Here is an 18,352-nt window from a genome sequence, read left to right on the forward strand (position 1 = left end):
CGTCTGAAAACGGTTTATTTCGCGTGAAAAACGCTTGTTTTACCATTTTTTGAGCCGTGTAACCGCCCAAATGCCATGTTACGATAGTTTGCGTCGGGATGACCGGCACACACAAATTACACACAACTTCGAGGAGGAGATTTCATAATGAAGAAGCAACCATTTAAAGTAGGTGTCGCTGCCGTAGCCGCAGCCGCATTAATCGGAGCAGGCGTAGCAGCACCATCGACGGTGGGAGCAGCACCAGCAGTGAAGGCGAACTCCAAGATTACGGCTTATAGCATTGACCAAGACTTGTTGAAGCAAATTGCGGAGCAATACGGAATTGATTTGAGCAAAATTAATTTTAACGGCATTACAATCAGCTTCCCTAACGGAACGCCAACGGGTACTGGTACAAGCAAACCAAGCACAGGCACGACTAAGCCAAGCACAGGCACAACGAAGCCAAGCACAGGCACGACTAAGCCAAGCACAGGCTCTGGTTCCACTGGCAGCACGAAGCCAACGACAGGAACAGGCTCTGGTTCTTCGAATTCGGGCAGCGGTACAACTGTCGATCAAAGCGCTTATCAAAGCGAAGTCGTCAAAATCGTAAACCAAGAGCGTGCAAGCGCTGGTCTTCCAGCTTTGACGGTCGATGCGCTGCTGACAAAAGTCGCGGTAGCCAAAGCGAAGGATATGGCGGACAACAAATATTTCAGCCATACGTCCCCAACTTATGGATCGCCGTTTGATATGATGAAGAGCTTCGGTGTTAGCTACTCTTACGCTGGCGAGAACATTGCTGCCGGACAACGCAACCCGTCTGAAGTAATGACAGCATGGATGAACAGCACAGGTCACCGTGAAAATATTTTGAGCAAAAACTTCGGCAAAATCGGTGTTGGCTACTACAACGGCCAATGGGTACAAGAATTTACGAACTAGAAGTGAACAGAAACAGGCGATCGTTAGCTAAATCTTTCACGCCGCGCAGCTCCTTGCCCGCGCGGCTTAGTAAACTATGGACTTAATCGATTTTGGAGGATATTTGTGATGAAAAAACTAAGTATTTCAGCTGCTGCTCTCGTGCTTTCCTGCGCGCTGGCAGCAGTTCCCGCTAACGCGGCAACCCAAACACATAAAGCGGCAGAAGGCGATACGTTCTGGAAGCTCTCCCAGCAGTATAAGGTCGATTTAGATGAACTGCTTGCAGCTAATTCCAAAATTAATCCGCTGAACATAATGGTAGGCATGAAATTAAATGTTCCAGTTGCAGCAGCAGCGGTGAAAACGAATGCCAAGGCAGCGGAAAATGCCGACAATGCAGCTAAAGCAAGCGCTCAGGCGCAGCCAAAAGCAGCAGCAACGATTAAGGCTGAAAGCCTATCTGCAAAAAGCATTATTGCAAGCAACGGCAACAGCTATACGTTCAGCAAGCAGCTGAATGTAAAAGCGACCGCTTACACAGCGGCAGCGTCGGAAAATGGAAAATGGGGCGCCGTCGATTATTTTGGCAATCCGCTTAAAGTAGGAACAGTGGCGGTAGATTCCTCGGTTATTCCGCTTGGAACGAAGCTTTATGTGACAGGCTACGATTATGATGGATTGCCTGATGGCGGCATGATTGCTGTAGCAAACGACATGGGTGGAGCGATCAAAGGCAATCGCATCGATATTTTTGTACCTGGCAGCACAGCCACTGCTCAAAGCTTCGGCATTCAAGACGTTAAAGTATATATGGTAAAGTAGAGCGTTATTTTGAAATAGGTCTGTTGCGTTATTTAGTTTAACGCTGACTCCAATAACCCTATGTACAAGCCCAGTGTTCCTCGCACCCGAGGAGCGCTGGGCTTGTTTGTATTGCAATTACAACACAGGGCTAACGGATGTGTCTCTCCGCACTTTGTTCGAGCAGCTCTGGCAGCGTGACGATGCGATAGCCCTTCTGCTGGAGGGAGGCAATGAGCTGTGGAAGCGCCTCGATAGTGCCAGAGAGGCTTTGCTTGACGCCGCCGCCGGCATGCTGCAAGATGATGGAGCCTGAGCGCAGCGTTTTATGCATATTCCGTAAAATGGCCGTGCTGGTCGGATTGTTTTTCCAATCCGCTGAATCAACATCCCAATTCACAACAATATAGCCGTTGTTTTTGGCCCAAGCGACTTGACTAGGCTGCATCTCGCCATAGGGGGGCCGGAAAAAGTGCGGATGATACGGGATGATTCGACTAATGATCGTATCGGTACGCCACACTTGACGGTGAAAATCATTCGGTGAAAGCTTCGACATCACCTCATGATTATAAGAGTGGTTGCCGATGATATGGCCTTCGCGATGAATTCTTTTTACGATTTCGGGATGTTTATCCGCTCGCGTGCCTACAAGAAAAAAAGTTGCCTGTACGTGATGCTTCGCCAATATATCCAGTATTGCTGGGGTAAAGCGCGGATCAGGAGCATCATCAAAGGTTAACGCGACCTCTTTTTTATGCCGCGGCCCATTGAGAAAATAGGCGCCGGGATAGCGCTGCTGCAGCTTAACCCATGACACGCTGTCAGAGCGGCGTTTTTTGCCTGTTTTGGCTTTATCCGCCTGACTAAGGCTGCCGCTGCTGTCTGTTATGGCCGCCGTCTGTACGCTTGCCTTGGAGCTGGCGTTCAGCTCTTCCGCAGATGTCAGGAAGGTGGCGATAACCAGCAGCAAAATCAACAATTTGTTCAGGCGTTGGAGCATTACATGACGTCCTCCATTCGGTCTGGCAAACAGCCGGAATAAACGTTATTTTCCCCTAAATAACGCCTTTCATCCGCTTTACAAGTGAAGGGCACAGGCTTAAAATTAACGGGATAAGAAGATAAGATGGAGGATGAAATAATGCCGCTATTAGATATGCCTGTTCATGAATTACATAAATATCAAGGCAGAAGTCCAAAGCCAGCGGATTTCGAGGCTTATTGGGATCGCGCGCTTGCCGAGCTCAATGCAACAGATGCGAATGTTGAAATGGTCCCGAGCGCTTTCCAGCCAGCTTCAGCGGAATGCTTTGACCTGTATTTTACAGGGGTGCGCGGCGCGAGAATTCATGCCAAATATCTTCGCCCTAGACAAGGCTCTCAGCAGCCTCACCCAGCAGTCGTTATGTTCCACGGCTACTCGGGTTCTTCAGGAGACTGGGCAGATAAGCTGAGCTTCGTATCGCTTGGCTACTCGGTGCTGGCGATGGACGTACGTGGACAAGGCGGCTACTCGGAGGATACAGGCGGCGTCAAAGGAACGACGCATAATGGGCATATTGTTCGCGGGCTTGATGGCGAAGCGGATAATATGCTGTTCCGTCATATTTTTCTGGACACGGCACAGCTCGCTCGTATCGCCATGGATTTGCCAGAGGTGGATGCAAATGAGGTATATGCAACGGGCTGGTCGCAAGGCGGTGCGCTCACGATTGCTTGCGCCGCACTGGAGCCGCGCGTGAAGAAGCTTGCTCCTGTTTATCCATTCCTCAGCGACTATCGCCGCGTGTATGAGATGGACTTGGCGATTGATGCCTATGCTGAACTGCGTACGTATTTCCGCCATTTCGATCCGCAGCATAAGCGCGAGGAAGAGATTTTTACAAAGCTCGGTTATATTGATATTCAATTTCTTGCGGAGCGGATTCGCGGAGAAGTGCTGCTTGGCGTAGGCCTCAGTGATTCGATTTGCCCGCCTTCGACCCAGTTTGCGGTCTATAATAAAATTCAGTCACCGAAGCGGGTGGAAATTTATCCGGATTTTGGCCACGAGGGTTTGCCAGGACTGCATGATCAAATTATGAATTTCTTCGTTCCGGGTTCAACAAATGGCTGAAGACATATATCGGCTGTTAAAGGAGCGGTTTAATCTTTGCGTAGTTGAGCCTGATGAAGTGGTTTACACAAGTGCTGCTGCTGCCTTGCTTGAACAGCCTGTGATGGAGGAGCTGCTTGCCGTATACCAGCCGCTTGTGATGGGGAAGGAGCAGATAGTGGCTGAAGTTTATGCAGCCTCCTGGTTTCGCAGGCCGATGCTGGCCCTCATTTATATGCTGGCGAAATACCGTATGGCACCAAATATGTCGCTGGATAATTTGACGCTTTATGTGTGCAAAGCGGACGGTTATTATAATGTGTATTTCAGGTTAAATAAGGCTGAGCTGCTCCAATCTCCGTCTACGGAGGAGGCGGCTGGCGAATGGGTGCGTGCACAGCTTGAAACGTTTTTTCATGAGACGATCGCTCCGTTTTTTCATAGCATAGAGCGTGCTGGATCGGCCAAAGCAAGCTTGTTATGGGGGCAGCTGCCCACTTCGCTGGAATATGAGTATGGCGTCATCATGGCTTCCTCGGAAAGCGAAGCGGTGAAGGAATCCATTGACTCGCTGTATAAAACGGCGAAGGCGCTTGATCCTGCGATTTTTCATCGCAAAAGAAATCCTTTGGATGTTAAATTCCAATATACGGAAGCTATTGATGACCCAGAGAAACAGATGCGCATTAAATATGCCTGCTGCCACTATTATAAAGTTGAAGGCGGCCGTTATTGCTATACGTGTCCGCGCAGCAGCGAGACGGAGCGGGTTCAGCGCCGCATGGAGCATCGGGCAAAGCTGAATCGAACAATTTGATTTTGAAGGATCATTGCTGCCCTTTCATAAAGGGCCCGCAATGATCTTTTTGGTTAAATTTAATTAACTGAAAATTGCGAATTTTCTTATTGTAACTTCATGATTTTTGAACTATAATGAGTCCCAAGAACTACACATATAGAGATATTTAGGGAAACGCTTATATATAATGACTATTTTACAACCAGGAGGAGTATGGGTATGGAATTGGAATCAATGTCACTAGCAAGACAAGTTGATTTTGTATTTCGGCAATTGGAAGAGGAATTAATGAATGCGATTGCAGGAACGGTATGTATACATATCCGCAACAATGCGGTTGGGAAATTTGGCATGAGGCATAATCCTCTAGAGACGAGAAACGGCCAATTTGAAAAGTTGAACTCAGGCATGACCGCTAAGCAGGTGCAGGATTTCAGAAAGATGGCGATCGAAGGCCTTAAATATAGACGCAATTGGACGCATGGCGAGATTATGTACGATTTTGCCGTAAAGCAAGGGGCGGGATCATGGTCGGCAAGCGTCTGCTATGAGTCAAATTACAATACGTCGAACTGGAGCTACCGCTACAAGCAGCCGCGCCAATCGAATTTGCGCGAGCTGTACCCAGGTGCCGAATAAAGCAGGGTGTAGCGCTGAAATTGAAGCAGCTGATGGCGATAGCTTGAAGAAGCCTCCGGAACCGCTGTTCGTGTAGCGGAATGAGCCGGAGGCTTCTTTTGATATTATTCGCATGCTGGATGGCTAAAAATCAAAATTCGCATAGACATAAGGCGACTCGGGCGCTTCAATACGTTTAATCGTGTTCAGCTTTAAGGTCAATATTTCGTTGCCGTTATACATGGAGGTCATCAGCTTGCCCGAGACGCTTACCCAATCATCCGCGGCAAAATCCTTATAATCGTCTGCATGGCTGACTTGAACCATTAATCCATACGGCACGGCATCCGCCGAGCAGCAGGTCATGGCGAAACGGCTAACGGCAAAACGCTGTTCTCCCATGTCATCCTCTTTGTAAATAAACCCGCTAATGTCAATTGTTTTGTCCATAAAATTATCGCGATACAAATCGAGTGTTGTCAGCGTCTCGATGTAGGTCGTTTCCGGGACGGCAATTTTCTGCTTCTGATACAGCTTCATGCCGTATTCGGCGTGAGCCTTCGTGTATTCATCGTAAGGGAAACGCTCCTCCAAAGTCAGCGGCTTCGGTGCAAGGGAAGAAGGCGGTTCAGGCAAGGAGACGGCGAGCTGACTAGGCTCGGTGCCGAGCGGCTGAACCGTAGTAGAAGCGGCAAAGCTTACGCCCTTTTTCGATGCGGCCGTACTGCCCAAAGCACCAGCAGGAGAGAGGAAGCCGAGCGCTAGCGGAAAAATAAAAAGGCTGTAGATGACCGTGTTTTTGAATACGGATGGCGATGGAGCGTGCACACAGCCGCATTCAGCCGTATGCTGATGCTGCTGGCGCCGTATTTTCAAGGCTAGAAACAGCTGATGGATGGCTGCAGCATACAATCCGAGAGCAGACAGCTTTACATAGAGCTCCATCCTTGGCGCAATATACAAGGAGAGCTGATTGGAACGGGATAAATAAACGATAAGTAGAGCAAATGCAGTCAAAATGAAAGCTCTAAGCAGGTGATGCTTCATAACGATACCTCCATAATCCAGGAGCCAAGCCCAATTAAAATGAAGCAGAGAAGGGCGAGCGCCAGTACAATTTTGAGCCGAAAAGCGGATAGCAGCATGAGCATATTTTTGAAATCAATCATCGGGCCAAATACGAGAAAGGCAAGCAGCGGGCCGCTTGTAAACACATTGCCGAAGGAAGCGGCGATAAAGGCATCCGATGTAGAGCAAATTGATAAAATAAAGGCAAAGGCCATCATAGCTATATAAGAAAGCATAGGCTGATCAGCTACAGAAGCAAGTACGCTTCTGTCCATAATGGTTTGAATTGCCGCAGTAATCAGAGCGCCGAAAATTAAATATTTTCCCATCTCAAAAAATTCATCCGAAGCATGTCCAAGCATGGCGGACAATCGGCTGCCGAGACTGCCTCGTTGCTCCTGATGATGATGTTCGTGAGAGTGGCTGTGATCATGCTTATGTGTGTGATGCCCGTGATGATCTCCATGACTGGAATGTACAGCAAGCTGCGGCGTGTGTTCGTCGCGAAGAGGGCTTTTGCGCATAAATAAATGCATAATCAGCCCAATAATGACTGCTACCGCAAACGCAAGAATAAGGCGGGCATAGGCCATTTCCGGAGCTGAGCGAAAAGCGGTAAAGGTAGCCGTGAACACAATCGGGTTGACGACGGGTCCGGCAAGCAAATAAACAATGCCAATGTAAGCGGGCATGCCTTTGCGGATAAGCCGCCTGACGACGGGAATCATGCCGCATTCGCACAGCGGAAAAGCAAGCCCGAGCAAGCCGCCGAACAGCACACCGGCAATGGGATTTTTAGGCGTAAATTTACGAATCATCTCATCTGTCACGAATACTTGAAGCAGACCGGAGAACAGCACGCCAAGCAGAATAAATGGTATCGCCTCTAAAATAATGCTCAGAAATGTAATTTTGAACGACTGGGCATGGGCATAATCGAGAAAGGTGAAAGCTGATGGGCGATTAAAAGCAAGGACGGCGAATATTCCGGCACAGCCAAGCGCCAATAGCACGGTTATGTAGCGAAATCTAATAATCGGCATAAAAAAACCACACCCGCTTTTCTTATAGTAATAATTACGATTATATCACAGTTTATGCGCCCGAAAAGCAGAATAGGACAACTTTATGAGCCAAAAGCGGATGCCCTGCAGCTTGACATTGGCTGTTAGGGCTGTATAATCATTGTAAATGCGATGACGGGAACAAGTACGTGCAGGTAAATTGCGTCCAGAGAGCCGGTGGTTGGTGTGAACCGGTGCAAGCCTGAAGCCGAATGGGCCCCCGAGCCGAAAGCGGAACGTAGCGACTCGCGCTGCCGATGCTTCTCCGGAAATTCCCCGTTATGGAATATTGAAGGCTAGTCCGATTGTTAAGTCGCCCTATAATGGCGGCTGCGGATAGCGAATTAGGGTGGCACCACGGTCCCTCGTCCCTTGCGGCGGGGGATTTTTTGCGTTGATTTTTAAATTGGAGAGGAAGATTGAAGATGAAAAAAGTATTATCAGGCATTCAGCCAAGCGGTCAGCTGACACTAGGCAATTACATTGGCGCGATGAAAAACTTCGTCAAATTGCAGCATTCCGAGCAATGTTTCTTCATGATTGTTGACCTGCATGCTGCTACGCAGCTGCCAGATCCAGCCGCGCTGCGCGAGCAGACAGAAGCGGTAGCCGCTTGTTATATTGCTGCCGGCATCGATCCGGCGAAAGCGAGCATCTTCGTCCAGTCGCATGTGCGGTCACATGCTGAGCTGGGATGGATTTTCACAACGCTTTCTTATATGGGCGAGCTGGAGCGCATGACGCAGTTTAAAGATAAGTCCCAAGGCAAGGAGTCGATTCCGGCAGGGCTGTTCGTATACCCATCCTTGATGGCTGCGGATATTTTGCTGTATAACGCTGATCTAGTTCCAGTAGGTGACGATCAGAAGCAGCATTTGGAGCTGACGCGCGATCTTGCGGGCAGATTCAATAACCGTTTCGGCGAATATTTCACCATTCCAGAGCCTTACATGCCGAAGCATGGCTCGCGCATTATGTCACTGGACGACGGCAGCAAAAAAATGAGCAAGAGCAATCCGAATGCCGGAAGCTTCATTGCCCTGCTTGATCCGCCAGATGTCGTTCGCAAAAAAATCAGCCGTGCGACAACGGATTCTGGCCGAGAAGTGAAATATGATGTAGCCAGCAAGCCTGAAATCAGCAATCTCATGAGCATCTATGCCAATTGTGCAGGCTTGACGATTGAAGAGGTTGAGGCGCGTTACGAAGGGCAAGGCTATGGACCGTTCAAAAAAGCGTTGGCCGAGCAAGTTGTCTCCGTGCTGGAGCCGCTGCAAACGAGATACCAAGAAATTCGCGCTTCGGGCGAAATCCATGATATTTTGAAGCAGGGTGCTGAACGAGCAGCGGAAATTGCAGATCGTACACTAGCCGATGTAAAAGAAAGAATGGGCTTCCTAGCGCCGAAGCGCTAGTTGTTTTGCTGCTTGAGCCGTCTAAGTCTCGCTTTCACAATGAAGCCTGCGCCGATTGAAAATAACGTAAGGACAGCAAATAGCAGGGCTAGCCAAGCATTATAGCTCATGGAAATGGCGGTAGCGCTCATCAAAAGTACAGCAACGACGGCAAAAAGCAGCGATAAAGGCTTGGACATAATGAGGGTCTCCTCTAGGGCAGTAACCGCCCGATAATATTTTTTTGAAAATCCGAATAGTTTCTTGACTCGTGCACATAATAAGCTTGCAAGCTTGCAACATATCACAGTGCCCATACTGAAAGGAGAAATTCCTCATGTCAAGTAACACATTGGTGGTACCACAAGCAACGCAAGCTCTGAATCAATTGAAACTAGAAGCAGCTCAAGAGCTTGGTGTACAACTTCCGGCAGACGGTTACTACGGCAATATTTCTACTCGCGATGCAGGTTCGTTGGGTGGATATATTACGAAAAAACTAGTTCAAATTGCCGAACAACAATTGTCTGGCGGTTACCGTTAATCGTTTTTTCTATACACAAAGCAATACAAACAGGAGCTCAGGGGAAACCCTGGGCTTCTTCTTTGTCCATTTGACATGCGGCCGCAAAAAAAAGGAAAGCTCTTTCCTTCTATTGTGAAGGAAGGAGCTTTCCGCCGTCAACCCATAAAGACTGGGCTGTTAATAAGTATTCATTCGCAGCCGCTTCATTAGCCGTTCGTCGCTTAGCCAGCCAACGTAAGAGCCTAAGGTTTTGTACTCCTTGTCCATTAATAAGACGCCGAGAAAAGGGTATTGCTTGCGATGCCTGTAGCGGACATCGGACCAGCGCACCTCATAGCCCCACTCATGCTCAGTAACATCGGCACAGGCAAACTTGGTTAAATAAAGGAAGGAGCGAATGGCGGGATCGCTTTTGGACCTGGCAGCTGCGGGATGATCCGAGCATTTGACCCGATCGACCCAGCGGAGCGAGCTATTACGCAAATCGCCAACTGCGAAGCTGCCATCCTTCATCAGCTTGACCACATTCCATATGCTGAGCGATACGGTCGGAATGAGCAAATATCCGTCTGCCGAAAGATTTTCTTTATCCAGCGTAGGCAGCTTCCGCATGATTGTCCGCTGGGCAAGCGTCCGCCATACAAAATAAGCGGCCGTAAATAAATAAAGAATCGGAAAAATGATGGTTGGGCTGAAGGCCCCGATTGCCCATAATAAAATAGCAATGATGTGGGTAATGAAGATTACGGGGTCAAAAATGTGTATAATGTTCCATGAAATCCATTTTTCCGTGAATGGCCGCATCGCTTGTGTGCCATATGCATTAAATAGATCGCTTAGCACATGGACGCATACGGCAAGCAGTACCCAGCCTCCTACATGGAGCCATGGCAGGCTGCCACGATAAAATAGCTCCAATAATCCGGTAATAACGACAGTCCAAATGGCTATGGCTGGAATCGAGTGGGAAAGGCCGCGATGATTGCGGATATAGCTGGCATTGCCCTTCAGCCGCAGCAGCGTATCGGAGTCAGGTGCTTGCGACCCAACAACCGTTCCAATCAAGACTGCCGTATGCAGCGTTTGATCAGCTGCAATAACGGGGTCAATGGTGGCAAGGCCCGCAAGGCCAATGCCTATAACTAGATGTGTTCCTGTATCCACGGTAGCAACCTCCTGTATCTTCATTCAAGCGTCCGTATACGGTAGTATCGACGGCTGAAAGCTGATTTATGAAGGAGAGTTTAGGAAATGAAAAGGGGACGTAACGATGTATATTTGCTTTGCGGAATATCGCATAAAATCCGAAAACAAAATCGAGTATTTACATTATATAGAGCAAATGAAAGCAGCAAATGCCGAACTCCGTGTTTATGAAGGAACAGATCAGCCTGATTTATTCGTTGAGGTATGGCAGGCAGAAAGCGCAGAGGAGGCGGAGCAAATAAAAAAAGAACGCCTGAATGAGCGTTCTTCTTGGGGCCAGATGGCCGATTGGGTGCCGGGAGGCGCAGCGAAGGTGCATGTGTGGACGTTTAAGCCAGTCGCTGCGCCGCAATAAAAGAAGCGTGATAATAGATGACTGCCATTAGCGGCGGCTTGTTAGCCTTATTCGCGGCTGGTGCTCAGCGGTGTAGTGTTTGTAATTTTGCCGCCTTGGAATGGATATTCATAATTGATTGGGCCATCAAAGGTGACATAATCAAGATTAATGGAAAGCAGCAGATAACGCATGCCTGTTGTTGGATCGCTAATAATAATATGGTCACGGCCAGCTGCCTCTATAATGCCGCGGAACGTTTTGGCGTTCCACTCGCGGTTGTTCTCATATGTCATATAGAAGGTAGCCATTTTGCCGCGGTTAAGCCGTAAAATATTTTCTACGTATGATTCCTCTACGATCGGAACAGTAACCACATTGCCTCCGGATGGTGTTACGAAGGAACCGCTAGGAACGTTAACCGGCATTGGCTGCATCGCCTGCATGCCCGCTACCTGCTGCATGGCAGGCATTTGGCCACCCATCATTGCCGGCATCGGTGTTGGCATCGGCGTTGGCATTGGCATCGGCTGCGCGCCCATCTGATAAGGGTAGCCGTAGCCCCCTGTGTTTGCCGGACTAACCGCTGTTTTGTAACCATAACCATTCGTCATGTGAAATTCCTCGCTCTCCAAATAAAAAATCAGTTGCTGCATTTGCGATGATGCTAATACACACTTGGACAATCAGCTGCTGTAGGTACGAAGAAGCAGTGGGCTTTGAAGCGGCCGCTGTTCGATTGATTGTACCAGGTGCCAGGACAGCCTGCGGCCGGCCTAAAAAACCACAGCGCATTCGACGCCGGATGCTGCCGTTCCCCGCCAATGACGCGCTCGGCGAGCCGGATGTCGCGATCGCGCGCTTTTTGATAGAAATATCCCTTCTGTGTAGCTTCAAAGCCTCCGGGGCTTTGAAACACCATCTGCGGAATGGAACGAATATTTCTAAAGTCGAGACAGTTGCCCAGAACGCGGTTGACGCCAACGTTGCCTACCATCAGCATGCCAAGCTCGCCTTCCCCTTCCGCTTCTGCGCGCATCAGCCTAGCCAGCATTTTCGTATCCTCTGCATTTGTCTTGATGACTGCCACAGGCAGGCTCCTTTCAACCCTCAATGACGCTCCGCCGATCGATAGGCGAATGATCATGGGCGTTAAACTACATACTTAGTGTATTGTGAGCCCAGAGAAAGGGTTCCAAAATTATTGTCACATTTTGAGTGGCAAATTGATGAATTATAAGCTTGAGCGTTGTCATAACGTGGTTTTTTCTGTATGATTAAGAACGATTGACCAATGAATGTATGGGCGCAACGTGCGCCGTGTCACATACCTGGGAGGCTCGCTTCGTGTTTAAAGACTTGATAGCATTGACAAAACCAGGGTTGCTCCGGCTCAATATGTTTGCAGCTGTTGGCGGCTTTTGGGTAGCTTCCAAATGGCATATTGCCTGGTTTGATCTGCTTTGGATGCTGATTGGCTCCACGCTCACAATGGCGTCTGCATGCGTCATTAATAATTATTGGGATCGTGAGCTGGATCAGAAGATGGAAAGAACGAAAGGACGCGCCTTGCCAACAGGCAGAATGAGCCCGATGTTTGTGCTTGGTTATGGCCTTGTGCTTGGCATCATAGGGGAATTGGTGCTGTTTATAGCGGTCAATCCGCTTACAGGCTGGCTTGGACTTTTAGGATGGTTCGTATATATCGTGATTTATACGATTTGGTTGAAGCGCAGCTCCACATGGAGCACGTCGGTTGGCGGAATTTCCGGTGCGATGCCTCCAGTTATCGGTTATTGCGCAGTAACGAATGAAGTAGATGCAGGAGCTTGGCTCATGTTCGCTTTATTATTTTTATGGCAGCCCGCTCATTTCTGGTCGCTTGGCATTAGACGGGTGGAGGAATACCGCACAGCTGGCTTCCCGCTGCTGCCGGTTGTGAAAGGGATTAGACGGACAAAGCTGCAGATGATTCCTTATGTGGCACTGCTTATACCTACTTGCTTTCTCATGTTTTATTATGGATACACTGGATATGTCTTTCTAATCCTGTCCATTGCAGGCAGTGTACTGTGGGCCGTACATACGATTCGCGGCTTGAAGGCGAAGGATACGGAGAAATGGGCGAAAACGAATTTTCTCATTTCGGTTAATTATCTAATGGTTATTTTCATCGTCATGATTGTTAATACGGTGAAATAGCGCATCATTTCTGGACAAGCTTCATGGGAGGATGGGGATCATGGATTTTTTGAAAAAGCATAGCTTCAAAATCGCTGTGCTGGCACTTTGCCTGGGGATGGGCATTTATTTATTAATGACCAATGTATTTAAGCCGGAAGCGCCGATGCCGGTTCTGCAAGAAGCGCCGGCCTTTGAGCTTACGGATTTGGACGGCAACATCGTGTCGAAGGAATCGACGAATGGCAAAGCGAGATTGGTTTATTTTTATTTTGCCAATTGCCCGGATGTATGTCCGCCAACGACGTTTCTGTTGTCACAGGTGCAGGAAGGTTTGGAGAAGGAGGGCATACTTGGCACAGATGCCGAAATGATCTCGATTACGTTCGATCCCGAGCGTGATACAACGGAGGTTATTAAGGCGTTCGCGGAGCGCAATTATGCCAAGCTCAATGAAGGCTGGACGTTTTTGCGTGGGGATGATCCGCAGGCGGCCATCAAGCTCGCCCAGGATTTTGGCGCCAGTGCCATTAAGGACAAAGAAGGAACCGGCTTTACGCATATGAATGTCATTACTCTGGTGGACAAAACAGGCCAAATTCGCAAATGGATTGCTGGAAGCAATGAGGATTTGACGCCGGAAAGCATCGTTGCGGATATGAAGCGGCTTGCGAAGGAATAGCGATGGCTATCTTTTATCATATTTTATGGAGTAATGTTGCGCCGCTTACATTGATGATAGCTATTGGCTTCTCAATGCAGCGGCTTTTTTCTTTGGACATCAAAACCTTATCCAAGCTGAATTTTTATGTTTTTTCGCCGGCGGTCATTTTTCAGCTGCTGCGTACGACGGAGCTAGAAATGAGTCTAATATGGAAGGTGCTGCTGTTTGTCGTTATTTTCATGCTGCTGCAGGCTTTAGCGGTAGAGGTCGTTGTGAAAATGCGAGGGCTGCAAGGTGGCATGCGCGGCTCCATGCGCAACAGCGTACTGTTCTACAATAGTGCCAATTACGGCATACCGCTCAATCAGCTGGCGTTTGCGGGGAACCCGGTGACGCTGGCGGTGCAAATATTGGTCATGACGACGCAGTCCTTTTTGCCGAATACGTTCGGCATTTACAGCGTGAATGCTCATAAGCTGTCATGGCGCGATACGCTGAAGACGATTTTTTCGATGCCGATTATTTATGTCATTCCGCTCGCATTTTTATTAAAAGGGCTGGACGTAGAGATGCCGCAGCCGCTGCAAACGCCGATTGAATATTTGGCAAACGGTTTTATTGGAACAGCGCTCATTACGCTCGGCGTCCAGCTGGGCAGCATGAAGTGGCGGTTTGACAAGCGCCTGCTTGGCAATGTGCTGCTGTCGAACGGGCTTCGGCTAATAGGAGGCCCGCTGCTGGCAGCTCTTGCTATTTGGTTGATCAGCGCCACAGGACTGTTCGTATTCGACAGGCTGACGACAGCGGCGCTAATCGTTTCGGCCTCGGTGCCGACCTCGCTGAGCAGCGTGCTGCTGGCGGTGGAATTCGACAATGAGCCGGAATTTGCTTCACAGGCGGTATTTTTGTCAACGGTGTTCAGTATTGTGACAGTATCATTCGTTATTTTTATACTTCATATTTAGTCTTGCGGGGCAGGAGCGGGAGGAGGATACAGAATATGTTCCTCTAATCCCGCTTTTTCCAATTGGGCGATAACGTATTCCTCGGGTGTATGCTCAACGCCTGAATAGCCGCGCCGCGTATACATATGTTCGGCATCAGGGAACACATCGCGCAGCATGCCCCGAATGCGTTTTCCTGAGGAATCATTGTCTGTGAAAATATAAACGTGACGCTCAGCGATTTGCTTGCGCAGCTTCTCAAGCTGCTCCGTTCCCGGGGTGCCGTAGGTACAATAGATCGGAATGCTTTCGTCAAGCACGCGCCTGACGCGGCTTTTATCATTTTTGCCTTCCACAATAATCGCAATGTCTATCATGCTGATCACCTTGTTTTTTTAAAATATAACAATTTATAAGCTTCACACTATAAATGGGCTTATATTTCAACGCGAAACGGCAGCTTTACCGCTAAAGGACGGCTTCAGCCGTTTACGCTTGAAATATAAGAATTTATAAGTTTCCCCTTTATAATTAGGCTTATATTTCTCGGACTGAAACGCGCCGCGCCGCCAAAAGACGGCAACAGCCGTTTCACCTTGCATCCAGTGTATCAAATTACAAGGGGAAAAGCTTGCAGCGGTCATGATGAAAAATGGGTTCGTGTGACGAGCGGGCTGCGGCGGTGGAAAGGGAGAATCGACACAGCGAGCATCAGGACTAGAAATGCGATATAGTACGGCGACATATAGTTGCGCAGCTGACCAGCAAGCATTGGACCGAGAAAGGCTCCAATCGAATAGGCAATGGACAGAGCGGAGAAGGTGCGGCCGTAGCGTGCGCCTCCACTTAGCTCAATAAGCAATATTGAAATGGCGGGAATGACAATCCCTTTAGCCATGCCAACCAGCAGCAGCATAATGGCGAAGGGCAGCGGCGAATCAGCGGCTATTGTGAAATAAATTAAAGCCAGTGCGAGCGCCCCCCATAAAGTACGGCGATAGGCGGAGAGACGGTTGAGAAACAGCATGCTGAGCGTAATCAATGCGCCGATGCTGACCACGGAAAAAAGCAAGCCTGTTGTCATCATGCCAGCGGTCGTTGTCGCCATGAGCGGCAGCTCAAAGGACAGGATGCCCTGCGCGCAGCTGATGCCAACCGGCAATACATAAATCAGCCAAGAAACCGACTTTGAATCGGCGGCCGCTGGGGACGGCAGCTTCTGATGCTGTGCTCCGGCAGAAGTGACAGGAACGGCAGCAGCCGGGATGTCGCGAATGAAAAACAGCGCGCATATCGCAGTAACGATTAATATCCAGCCCAGCATATAAAATGCGGTGGCGAAGCCGATTTTGGCCACCATATAAGCGCCTGCTGCTGGGGAAACGACGGTTGCCAGCGTATGCACGAGCCCGTTGCCGGCCATGAGCTTGCCCTGCTCGGTGCGATTGCTAGTCATGCGGGCGAGCAGGGCAAGGCATGCTGGCGAAAGGAAGGCGAGCACGAAGCCGCTAATGGACCGAAGGACAAGCAGCTGCCAAGGATTCGTCACTTGGGCTTGAAACAAGAGGATGACGCCGGCTCCAAGCAAGCTGAAGACGATAAACAGCCTGCTGCCAAAGCGGTCCACGCCATAGCCGGCAATGAGATTGCCAGGCAGATGCGTAATGGAATACATGCCCATCATCAGCCCAATGAACGAAGGCGCTGCGCCAAGCGAGATGGCGAAGGGCGTCAAAATCGGATATTGAGCATGCAAATCAAAAAAGGCGACGAACAGAAAAAAATAGAGCCAGATGGCGGTTTTCATCAGGCTTCACCTCCAGATTGTTATCAGCTTAGCAGGGAGTGCATCGATGACGGTCACGCTCGTTCCATTCATAGGCCATGCCCCTGAGCCATATAATTTACTTGTACGCCAAGGTCGGACAGGATATGTCTGCATAAAGCAAGGCGTCTAGCGTTTACGCTGGATTGCAGCTGGGGTATAATGTTTGATAATAGCAGTGTCCGCACGTTATAATAGGAGGGGTCAGGTTGGAGTTTTTGGATTTTTCAAGTTATGATTGGAATACTTGGAGCGATTTTCTGAAGGACCATTGGTTTGTGCTTGCTATTGCCCTTGTTGTGCTGCTGCTTGTTATCCGTATCGTCAAAACCGTTGTGAAATGGGCTTTAGTCGCCGTCATTGTGTTTGGCGTTATCGTCTACAGCGGGTATACGATGGAGGATTTGAAGGCATTTGGCACAAAGCTGGAGGAAACAACGGGAAGCCTTAAGCAGGAAGCGATTTCGGCTATGATCGGCGAAGCGAAGAACGCCAAGTTTACGACAAATGAAGACGGCTCCTATACGGTCGCTACAGATAGCGTAGCACTGACTGGCGTGCCGGGAACGAATGAGGTTTCCGTATCTTACCGCGGTAATGACTTGTTTAAACTGCAAATTGACGAGACGATTCAATCGATTATTGATCAAGCCAAACAAAACAAACAATAAGCACTTTTACTATAAATAAAGTTTTTGAGCAATGAATGAGGGGGATTATCGGAATGACGGAATGGATTCAGACAGGCGGCCAAAGCATGTTGGAGCCTGTCACAGCTGTCGTGCTCCTGGTGCTCCTCGTCTCGCTCATTCAGGGTTTGATTAGAGGCGCATCGGGATCGGCGAGGCGTCTTTTATTTTTTGTGTGGGAAAGCATCGTCATTGTGGCTTGTCTTGTCCTCGCGTCGCATTGGGCGGGAAAGCTTTCTCCAGTCGCAGCCGACATGCTGAGGAAGCATGTCATCGTCCCGGGCAGAGCGCTGGGGTCCATTGAGCAGGTTTGGTACACGTTGATAACGAGTATAAGGGATTTTGCGCTGCTGCGTTTTGTCGTGCTGTTTTTGTTCATTTATTTGCTGCTGCGAGTAGCTGCCTCCGGGCTGAACCCGTTGTTTGAGCTCATATTTAGGCGAAGGGCTCAAGCAGGCGAGGATGGACGACAGGAGCGACGGATGATGCTTCCAAGGCAGCGGGCGGCAAGCCGCGTTTTTGGAGCTGTGTTAGGAGGCATCCATGGCGCAGGCCGAGCCTTCATAATCATTGGCGTTCTGTTCGTGTATGTGTCCTTGCTGCCTAATGGCGTTGGCGCACAGACGATTAAGCAATCGCCTCTGTATATGCAGGCAGCAGTGCTGCTTGAGCCGGTGGCGGGCGATATGCTCGCTGGACGCGGGCCTGTTTTGGCCGAGGCGATGCAGGCGGAGTTCCAAAATATTTTACAGCGAAAATACGAAGTGATCGATTATGCCATTCCTGCAGACATTGAGCAGGCGGCGGTACAGGTCGTCAAGGATGCAACGACCGATGAGGAGAAGGCAAGAGCGCTGTATGCGTGGCTAGGTACGCGAATTGCTTATGATTGGGACAAGGCCCGCAATTACGAAGAGCAGGGCATTTGGCAGGAGCAGTCTCCGCAAAACACATTTGATACGAGAAAAGGTGTTTGCATCGATGTTGCGAGATTGTATGACATGATGGCGCGAGCGGTAGACGTCGAGGTACGGGTCGTAACGGGGCTTGGCGCAGATGGGAAGGGCGGCTTCGGCCCCCATGCATGGAATGAAGTATTAATCAACGGGAAATGGCTGCCGCTGGATGCCACTTGGGCTTCTTCGGGCGATTGGTTTAATTCGCCGGATTTTGACCAGACGCATATTCGGGATAAGCAGCTGAGTATTTAATTCATAATTGAGGTGAGC

At 49.3% G+C, this 18,352-nt stretch carries 22 protein-coding genes; 13 read left to right on the forward strand and 9 right to left on the reverse strand.

Features of this window, described 5'->3' with window-relative positions:
• The first annotated feature begins 147 nt into the window (after window positions 1-147).
• Entirely contained in the window at window positions 148-930 is a 783-nt protein-coding gene (locus AC50X8_RS11810; RefSeq protein WP_056039190.1) for a CAP domain-containing protein, read from the forward strand.
• Window positions 931-1,038: 108 nt separating this feature from the next.
• A complete protein-coding gene (locus AC50X8_RS11815; protein WP_494879895.1) occupies window positions 1,039-1,734 on the forward strand; it encodes a 3D domain-containing protein in 696 nt (231 codons plus the stop codon).
• Window positions 1,735-1,864: 130 nt separating this feature from the next.
• On the opposite strand, the gene AC50X8_RS11820 is transcribed toward AC50X8_RS11815, so the two are convergent.
• The gene (locus tag AC50X8_RS11820) at window positions 1,865-2,716 is read right to left on the reverse strand and encodes a polysaccharide deacetylase family protein (protein ID WP_494879897.1); all 852 of its coding nucleotides are present in this window, start codon (window positions 2,714-2,716) and stop codon (window positions 1,865-1,867) included.
• Between the two features lie 141 nt (window positions 2,717-2,857).
• Here AC50X8_RS11820 and AC50X8_RS11825 point away from each other — a divergent pair, with 141 nt between their 5' ends.
• The 3 genes from AC50X8_RS11825 (at window position 2,858) to AC50X8_RS11835 (ending at window position 5,249) form a co-directional block, all read left to right on the forward strand.
• Entirely contained in the window at window positions 2,858-3,832 is a 975-nt protein-coding gene (locus AC50X8_RS11825; RefSeq protein ID WP_494879899.1) for an alpha/beta fold hydrolase, read from the forward strand.
• Entirely contained in the window at window positions 3,825-4,628 is an 804-nt protein-coding gene (locus AC50X8_RS11830) for a (2Fe-2S)-binding protein (protein WP_494859633.1), read from the forward strand. The genes AC50X8_RS11825 and AC50X8_RS11830 overlap by 8 nt, the downstream gene beginning before the upstream one ends.
• Window positions 4,629-4,829: 201 nt before the next feature.
• Window positions 4,830-5,249, forward strand: a complete 420-nt coding sequence (locus AC50X8_RS11835) for a hypothetical protein (protein WP_056039207.1) — start codon at window positions 4,830-4,832, stop codon at window positions 5,247-5,249.
• Window positions 5,250-5,372: 123 nt separating this feature from the next.
• Here the strand turns inward: AC50X8_RS11835 and AC50X8_RS11840 are convergent, their stop codons facing one another.
• Together AC50X8_RS11840 and AC50X8_RS11845 are read right to left on the reverse strand one after the other, a co-directional pair.
• Entirely contained in the window at window positions 5,373-6,275 is a 903-nt protein-coding gene (locus tag AC50X8_RS11840) for a TIGR03943 family putative permease subunit (protein ID WP_494879901.1), read from the reverse strand.
• Complete coding sequence (locus AC50X8_RS11845) at window positions 6,272-7,339, reverse strand: permease (protein ID WP_056039214.1); 1,068 nt, start codon at window positions 7,337-7,339, stop codon at window positions 6,272-6,274. The genes AC50X8_RS11840 and AC50X8_RS11845 overlap by 4 nt, the downstream gene beginning before the upstream one ends.
• A gap of 446 nt (window positions 7,340-7,785) precedes the next feature.
• On the opposite strand from AC50X8_RS11845, the gene trpS reads away from it, so the two are divergent.
• Entirely contained in the window at window positions 7,786-8,775 is a 990-nt protein-coding gene (gene trpS / locus AC50X8_RS11850; protein ID WP_056039218.1) for a tryptophan--tRNA ligase, read from the forward strand.
• On the opposite strand, the gene AC50X8_RS11855 is transcribed toward trpS, so the two are convergent.
• Complete coding sequence (locus tag AC50X8_RS11855) at window positions 8,772-8,954, reverse strand: DUF5325 family protein (RefSeq protein WP_046228554.1); 183 nt, start codon at window positions 8,952-8,954, stop codon at window positions 8,772-8,774. The genes trpS and AC50X8_RS11855 overlap by 4 nt on opposite strands.
• 137 nt (window positions 8,955-9,091) lie before the next feature.
• On the opposite strand from AC50X8_RS11855, the gene AC50X8_RS11860 reads away from it, so the two are divergent.
• Window positions 9,092-9,298: an alpha/beta-type small acid-soluble spore protein gene (locus AC50X8_RS11860; protein WP_056039221.1), complete on the forward strand. Its 207-nt coding sequence runs from the start codon at window positions 9,092-9,094 to the stop codon at window positions 9,296-9,298.
• A gap of 159 nt (window positions 9,299-9,457) precedes the next feature.
• Here AC50X8_RS11860 and AC50X8_RS11865 read toward each other — a convergent pair whose 3' ends face one another.
• On the reverse strand, window positions 9,458-10,444 hold the full coding sequence (locus tag AC50X8_RS11865) for a metal-dependent hydrolase (RefSeq protein WP_056039224.1): 987 nt from the start codon (window positions 10,442-10,444) through the stop codon (window positions 9,458-9,460).
• Between the two features lie 178 nt (window positions 10,445-10,622).
• Between AC50X8_RS11865 and AC50X8_RS11870 the strand changes: the two genes are divergently transcribed.
• Complete coding sequence (locus AC50X8_RS11870) at window positions 10,623-10,841, forward strand: hypothetical protein (RefSeq protein ID WP_494879903.1); 219 nt, start codon at window positions 10,623-10,625, stop codon at window positions 10,839-10,841.
• A 47-nt stretch (window positions 10,842-10,888) separates the two neighbouring features.
• Here the strand turns inward: AC50X8_RS11870 and gerQ are convergent, their stop codons facing one another.
• Window positions 10,889-11,434, reverse strand: coding sequence for a spore coat protein GerQ (gene gerQ, locus AC50X8_RS11875; protein WP_494859745.1), 546 nt, complete (start codon window positions 11,432-11,434; stop codon window positions 10,889-10,891).
• A 53-nt stretch (window positions 11,435-11,487) separates the two neighbouring features.
• On the reverse strand, window positions 11,488-11,910 hold the full coding sequence (locus AC50X8_RS11880) for a cell wall hydrolase (RefSeq protein ID WP_056039230.1): 423 nt from the start codon (window positions 11,908-11,910) through the stop codon (window positions 11,488-11,490).
• 212 nt (window positions 11,911-12,122) lie between these two features.
• On the opposite strand from AC50X8_RS11880, the gene cyoE reads away from it, so the two are divergent.
• The 3 genes from cyoE to AC50X8_RS11895 are packed head-to-tail and all read left to right on the forward strand — an operon-like array spanning window position 12,123 to window position 14,630.
• Entirely contained in the window at window positions 12,123-13,022 is a 900-nt protein-coding gene (gene cyoE, locus AC50X8_RS11885) for a heme o synthase (protein ID WP_081418958.1), read from the forward strand.
• 40 nt (window positions 13,023-13,062) lie between these two features.
• Window positions 13,063-13,683 (forward strand): SCO family protein, encoded by a 621-nt coding sequence (locus tag AC50X8_RS11890; protein ID WP_056039236.1) that lies wholly within the window; start codon window positions 13,063-13,065, stop codon window positions 13,681-13,683.
• 2 nt (window positions 13,684-13,685) lie between these two features.
• Complete coding sequence (locus AC50X8_RS11895; protein ID WP_056039239.1) at window positions 13,686-14,630, forward strand: AEC family transporter; 945 nt, start codon at window positions 13,686-13,688, stop codon at window positions 14,628-14,630.
• Here AC50X8_RS11895 and AC50X8_RS11900 read toward each other — a convergent pair.
• The gene (locus AC50X8_RS11900) at window positions 14,627-14,983 is read right to left on the reverse strand and encodes a ribonuclease M5 (RefSeq protein ID WP_056040085.1); all 357 of its coding nucleotides are present in this window, start codon (window positions 14,981-14,983) and stop codon (window positions 14,627-14,629) included. The two genes, AC50X8_RS11895 and AC50X8_RS11900, sit on opposite strands and share 4 nt — an antisense overlap.
• 266 nt (window positions 14,984-15,249) lie before the next feature.
• Entirely contained in the window at window positions 15,250-16,416 is a 1,167-nt protein-coding gene (locus AC50X8_RS11905; RefSeq protein WP_494879905.1) for an MFS transporter, read from the reverse strand.
• A gap of 227 nt (window positions 16,417-16,643) precedes the next feature.
• On the opposite strand from AC50X8_RS11905, the gene AC50X8_RS11910 reads away from it, so the two are divergent.
• Together AC50X8_RS11910 and AC50X8_RS11915 are read left to right on the forward strand one after the other, a co-directional pair.
• Window positions 16,644-17,105 (forward strand): hypothetical protein, encoded by a 462-nt coding sequence (locus AC50X8_RS11910; protein ID WP_237163324.1) that lies wholly within the window; start codon window positions 16,644-16,646, stop codon window positions 17,103-17,105.
• A gap of 53 nt (window positions 17,106-17,158) precedes the next feature.
• A complete protein-coding gene (locus AC50X8_RS11915) occupies window positions 17,159-18,334 on the forward strand; it encodes a transglutaminase domain-containing protein (protein WP_494879907.1) in 1,176 nt (391 codons plus the stop codon).
• The last annotated feature ends 18 nt before the right edge of the window (window positions 18,335-18,352 follow it).

This window comes from Paenibacillus sp. JT22N15 (assembly GCF_059383755.1).